Genomic DNA, 6898 nt, shown 5'->3' on the forward strand with positions numbered 1-6898 from the left:
CCGATCCCGTTGAAGGCGATCGCGGTCAGCGGGCCGTTCGCGCAGACGAACGCCTGCCCGGTGGAGTTGGCGGTCGGTCACAGCTGCGTGGTGGAGGTGAGGTTCGCTCCGGCGCAGGAGGGTCCGGCCAGTGGTGCGCTGACGTTCACCACCGCTGACGGTGCCGAGCCGGCCTACACGCTGCCGTTGACCGGTACGGGGGCGGCGGTGAACGCGGTGCCGGTGATCAAGCCGCCGGCGACTCCGTTGCGGGGTGTGGTCGGTAAGCCGCTCACCCTGACGGTGGAGTTCACCGATCCCGACACCGGTGACAACCACACCGCGATGGTGTCCTGGGGAGCCGGGCAGGCTCCGGTGCCGGTCACGGTGACCTCGCGTCCGGGTGGCGGGACGGTCACGGCGACCACGACGTTCACCTCCGCCACCAGCGGACGGGCGCTCGTGCTGGTCTACGACGGTGTGAACGGGCCGGCGGGGCTGGAAGTTCCTTATGTGATCGAGGAGGCGGGGGCGAACACGGCTCCGGTGGTGTCCCCTGGGCCGGACGCGGAGGTCAGCACGGGTGAGGCGTTGCAGCGGACGGTGACCTTCACCGATCCGGACTCCACCTCCTGGACGGCGACGGTGGATTACGGCGACGGGTCCGGCCCGCAGCCGGTCACGCCCACGGCGGCCAAGCAGATCGCGCTGGAGCACCAGTGGGCGACCGCGGGGACCTACCCGGTCACGGTGAAGGTCACCGATGACGGCGGGCTGGAGGCCACGGCGACGTTCACCGTCACGGTCACCGCGGGGCAGACGCCGAACCAGGCGCCCGAGGTGACGGTGCGGACGTCGATGGACACCGTTGAGGCGGGCAGCACCTGGATCGGGCTGGGCTCGTTCACCGACCCCGATTCCGGTGACTGGTCCTACACGGTGGACTACGGGGACGGGTCGGGTCCGCAGCCGCTGACGCCAACCGCCGGCCAGTTGAAGCTGGAGCATGTGTTCGCTTCGGCGGGTGATTACACGGTGGTGCTGACGGTCACCGATGACAAGGGCGGTGCCGGTAGCGCGCAGGTGGTGGTCCATGTGACCAACGCCGCTCCGCAGGTGGCGTTGAAGGCGCCGCCGGAGACGGTGGCGGTCGGTGAGCCGGTGACGTTCAGCGGTTCGTTCACCGACGCGGGCGTGGGTGACTCCCACACCGCGACCTGGACCGTCGGCGGCCGGCAGGTCGCCGGAGCGGTGGCCGAACGCCACGCCAAGCCCAAGGCCCACAGCACGGCCAAGACCACGGCTGAGGGCAAGAGCGGGCCCAAGAGCGGGGTCGAGGGCACGGTGGACCTGCCGTACGTGTTCACCGAGCCGGGCGTGTACGAGGTGGCGGTCACGGTCGCCGACGACCACGGCGGCCGGACCACGGCCGACACGGTCGAGGGTGCCAAGGTGCGGGTGCTGGTCTACGACCGGACCGCGTCGGTGGTCGGGGCCGGCACCGTCGCCACCCCCGCAGGGGCGTGCACGGTGACCACCGAGTGCGCCAAGGAGGAGGGCAAGGCCTCCTTCACCCTCACCGCCCACTACCCCTACGACAACAAGAAGAAGAACAAGGGCAAGGGCGACACGCCCACCGGTGAGCTGACCTACACCGCGCCCGGCTTCACCCTGGGCGGCGCCTCCTACCGGGTGCTGTCGGCGACCGGTGGCACCGCGACCCTGCGCGGCACCGGAACGGTCAAGGGAGCCGGGAAGGTCGTCTTCGAGATCACCGCGACCGACCCCGGAGCCGGGAAGCCCGACCAGCTCCACCTGGTCGTCTGGAACAGCAAGGGTGAGCGGATCTACGACAACCAGCCCACCGGCTCACCGTCCCCGGTGAACGGCGTGCTGCGCGTCAGCGGCTGACCCGAAGCCGCAACATCCTGCGCGCTCGTGGCGCGGCCGCGAGCGCGCAGGGTCCTCCTCGGCCCTGCCGTCCCACCACAAGTGGCAAACCAGCAGGGCCGAGAAGCAGGGCAGACAGCAACACGAAAAAGCGGCGAGCGGGGCGGGATGACTACAGTCATTCCGCCTGGCCGCTCCTGTTCAGAGGCTGCCGGTGAACCCGGAGTCGCACCTGATCCTCCAAGCGCTGGACGCCCTCATCGTCTCGGCAGCCGGGGCCGGACCGATTCGGCGGACCCTGTGCTGCATTCACTACTGCGCCGCAAGGCGCTTCGTAGTTGAGGAGTCTTACTGTTGAGTCCGTTAGCCAAGCGCGTTTCCGTTCGACGGGTCGCGACCTCTCTGATCGCCGTGGTGGTCAGTTTGATCACTGCGATGGTCGGCTCTCTCGCCATTTCATCGCCCGCTCTGTCTGTGCCTGTCCCGGCGTCCTCCGGGGACGCGAACGCGGCCGCGGACACGGAAGTGAAGCTCATCCGCCTGGCCGATCTTCATACGTCCTACGGCCAAGTCAAAAAAATCAACAACAAGGGCCAGGTCGCTGGGTCCATAGGTGGTCCTTGGCCCGAGGGATTCAAAGCCGCCCTGTTCTCGCAAGACGGGAACATCGATATCCACTCGCTGTTCTCCAACCCCGATAACGCTCTATACGAGTCCATAGGCTACGACGTCAACGATGACGGCACGGTGGTCGGCCATGTGGACAACGGCCCTGGCAAACCGACGTCCTTTGTTTACAAGGACGGTGCGGTGACGTTTCTGGAGCCGGCCCCTGCGGGCGATGGGTGGCGTTGCTGCGACGCTGCGGTAGCCATCAACGACAAGGGGCAGATCGCGGGGACGCACTGGGTGCGAGACCCGGACGGCTCCGTTCTGGAGCTGATCAAGCCCGAAGACCTGGACGAGGATTGGGGCAACGGAAAGGGTGCTACCGAAGGCCGTTCCCTGAACAACTTCGGTTCGGTCGTCGGTGTCAGAAACACGGGCAACGGTCACGTCGCGTTCCGCACCAAGCCCGGTGAACCCGTCCAGGTCCCGCGAGACCTGCTGCCATACGACGGTGGCTGGGATCACACCGAAGCCTATGACATCAACGACAACTACGAGGTCGCCGGCTTCGCTGAGCAAGAGGACGCGGATGGCGGTGCCATCCCCATCATCTGGGACGCGAACCGCGAGCCCCATGTCCAGCACACCGATTACGGCGGCAAGGTGTACGCGATCAACAACGCCGGTATCGGCGTAGGAGTGAAGTACGCAGCCGACGGCACGCCAAGAGCCGCTTTGTACCTGGACGGCCGCCCTGTCGACCTGACCGACCTGGTGCGGGCAGCGGGCTGGGACGTGCAGCTCAGGTATGCCACTGGCATCAACGACCGCAACCAGATCGCTGTTATCGGCCGATACGCCAACCTCATCAGGGACTACGCCTTCCTGCTCGACTTGGGAGGCCAACCCGTCGTCACTTCGGTCAAGCTTGAGACGAAGAAGTACCCGTCGAATGACTGGAGTGAGGCTGCGTCGGTCACCGACGGGGACCCGGCACGCCTCATCGTTTCGGTGACCAATCCCAGCACCCTGCCTGTTACCGTCCAGCTCAAGCTGTCCAAGTCGCCGAATCCGGGTGAGGCCGTGCCCGGCACACCATTGCCCGTAGAGCCGGTCTCGGTCGATCTCGAGCCGCATGAGGCCGTCGATGTGCCGGTGAAGTGGGACACCAGGGGGGTTGCCTGGGATGCGGCCTGGGAAAACGGCAAGTCGAACCTGGAACTGTATGTGAAGGCGCGGCTGTACGTGGGCGGTGCCGAGCAGGGTTTCGCCGAGTCGGCGAGCATCCTCACGCGGCCGAAGCCGGTGGTCCTGGTGCACGGCTGGAAATCAAATGCGCAGGATTCTTGGGGTAACACTCATGAGATCCTGAAGAGTCTGCACCCCAACGGTGCGTCTTTCGCGGTCGGCGACGGTCAGTTCGGCCCCGATGGTGGCACCCTCAACACCGGTACCGAGGACCCGATTGACGCGATTTCCAAGCGGACCAATACGCTTGAACAGAACGCCAAGGAGATGGCGAAGTATATTGAGAACGTGCGCACCCGGACAGGCGCGTGGCATGTCGATGTCATCGCCCACTCGATGGGTGGTCTGATCGCTCGGCAGTACATTCAGGGCGAGATGCCGAGTTCGCCGGATTACAAGCCGGTGGTGAACCGGATGTTGCAGATGGGGACCCCCAATCGGGGGACTCCCTGTGCGGATATGGTCGTGCAGGCCGCCGCGCATGGTGTCGTTCCCAACGCCCCGGCTACATATGAGAACACCACTGCTTACGTCCGCAATTGGTTCAACAAGAACTACATGAACCTCAAGGGCGTGACACCCTCCAACCTGGCGGGCGAGGGCTTCGTAGTTCCCTGTCTCAGCCAGGACCACATGACGTTCTACGACGGTGATCTGATCGTGCCGTTGTGGAGTGCTGCACAGTTCTATACCGACACTCCCAGGACCGGCACGATTCACACGTCGATGACCGATTCGGAGCCGGATTTCCAGGCCTATGTCAAGCCTCGGCTCGCATCGGTGCCGGGCAAGGCCGCCGGCCCGAGTCTGCCCGGGTTGACTGAGGGAGTCGGCGGCACGTCGGCATCGGACACCCCGGCGCGCTTGGCAGCCACAGCTACGGACGATGGCGGTGCCGATGGCGGCACGGACGCCGGTTCGATATTCGCCACGCCGTCCACTGTCGTGGAGCCAGGCAAGACGGTGAGTGTGCCGCTGGATGTTCCGCAGGGCACGGCTTTCGGGGTGACGGGATCGTTGCTGCCGCCGACGGTGGGGTTGCTGCTGCGTGATCCGTCGGGGAAGACGGCGGCGCAGTACGCGGCGGGCGGCGACGAGGCCAAGCAGCCGATCCAGGCACTGGGTGTCGTCAGTCCGCAGGCCGGGGCGTGGAAGCTGGAGATCACCAATACGGCCTCGGAGCCGGTCACGGCCGATCTGGGTGCCTGGGTGGCCGGTAACCCGGTGAAGGTGACCGTGAAGGTGGGGCGGCCGGCGGAGGATGGCCGCATCACGGTGACAGGTGCCGTCACCGATGAGGGTCAGCCGGTGACCGGGGTGCCGGTGCAGGCGATCGTGATCGGAGAGGACGGCGCGCGCGTCGAGTTGCCGTTGAAGGACGACGGCGACAGTGGTGACGGCGCCGCCGACGACGGCGTGTACGGTGCCGCGTCCGAGTCGTTGGCTGACGGTGTGTATGCGGTCACGGTGAAGGCTGACACGGCCAAGGGGCTGCGGACGGCGTTTGATGTGATCGAGGTGAAGAAGCCCGATACGCGGGAGTTCGAGCTGACGTTGTCGGCCGGGTCGGGGGGTTCGGTGTCGGCGTCGCCGGCGCAGGACACCTACCGGGCCGGGACGAAGGTGAAGGTGATCGCGACTCCGGATGCGGGGCGTGTCCCGATCGGGTGGGTGGTCGACGGTGAGGAGCGGGGCGCTGGGCCGCTGACGCTGACCATGGACCGGGCGCACACGGTGGAGGCGCGGTTCGGCACCTACAAGGTGACCGAGATCGGCAGTCTGCCCGGCGGGGACGCGTCGAGGACCGATGTGTGGTCGTTGAACGACAGCGGTCAGGTCGCCGCCACGGTGACCGGCGAGGACGGTAAGAAGCACGCGGTGCGCTGGCAGGACGGGGCCTTCACTGATCTGGGTGGCCTGGCCTGCACCGACGGCGCGGTCAAGTGCGAGGCCGGTGCTGCGGGTGTCAACGAGGCCGGGGACGTGTCCGGCTGGGCGGTGACGTCGGTGAACGGCCACAACTCCCGGCACGCTGTCGTCTTCCGCAACGACGGGCCGGTCACCGACCTGCAGCCGGGCGACAGCGCGGCGGACGGCTCGGCCGCGACTCTGAACGACAACGGTCAGGCGTTCGGTTATACGAGTCCGGGCAGGTACGCGATGTGGGATCGAGGGGCCAGGACCGCGGCACCTCCGGACTATGTCGCGGGTCTCAGCTACAAGGATGAGGCCATGCAGAACTGGGGTGCCCCGCGTCTCAACGCCTGGGGTGCGGTCTCGGGCAGCTACGCGCTTAGTCGGGAAACCGACGGTACCGCCAGGGACACGGGTCCGGCGGTCTACGCGGACGGTGTGCTGACCAAGCTCCTGGGCACGGTCGACGGATGCGCACAGACGGCCGGCCGGGCTTCCGACATCAACGACGCCGGTTTGGTGGTCGGCACCCTGCGGTGCGGCGCCCATGAAGGCAAGACGATCAAGCGTGCCCATGCGTGGAGGGACGGCAAGCCGGCCGACCTCGGTATCGGCGAGGCGGCCGCGGTCAGCGACAACGAACTGGTCGTCGGGTTCGAGCAGGGGCCCAGTCTCAACTCCTGGCACAGGTCGCCGGTGATGTGGGTGGACGGCACGAAGTATCCGCTGAAGGATCTGCTCTCTCGGCCGTGGTGCCCGGAGGACGCGAGTAAGACGACGCAGCCGTGCATGGGCATGTCGTACGTGCGGGACGTCAACTCCTCGGGTCAGATCCTGATGCAGGGTTTCGTGCGTGACCGGGCGGCGGACTCCGACGGTTTCACCGAGTCGGCTCGTTCGTTCCTGTTGAGCCCGACGACGGCGCAGGCGGATCTTCAGGTCACGGCCGAGGTGTCGGTGTCCGAGCCGGGGCCGGGGTCGAAGGTGACCTGGACGGCGACGGTGACGAACAAGGGTGACGGTCCCGCGACCGACGTCCGGCTGGACGTTCTGCTGCCTGATGCGCTTGCGGGGGCGGCGGTGTGTTACCCGTGGCGGGGCAAGTGTGCGCCGATCAAGGGTGGGTTCCGGAACACGGTCAAGGTTTTGGAGCCGGGGTGGAGTGCCAGGGTTGAGGTGACGTCGGCGATCCCGGCTGATGCGGCCGACGGGACGGAGTTGAAGGTTCAGGCCTTTGGTTACAGCCTGGCGGTGGCCG

2 protein-coding genes are annotated in these 6898 nt (G+C 66.9%); both read left to right on the top strand.

Features of this window, described 5'->3' with window-relative positions:
• Positions 1 to 1890 (top strand): PKD domain-containing protein (locus tag HHX30_RS40130; RefSeq protein ID WP_169989182.1); only part of this gene is annotated, 1890 nt, incomplete at its 5' end.
• Positions 1891 to 2223: 333 nt separating this feature from the next.
• A partial coding sequence (locus HHX30_RS40135; protein WP_169989183.1) for a choice-of-anchor X domain-containing protein occupies positions 2224 to 6898 on the top strand: 4675 nt, incomplete at its 3' end.

It is taken from the genome of Microbispora sp. H10836, from assembly GCF_012999525.1.
GTDB lineage: Bacteria > Actinomycetota > Actinomycetes > Streptosporangiales > Streptosporangiaceae > Microbispora.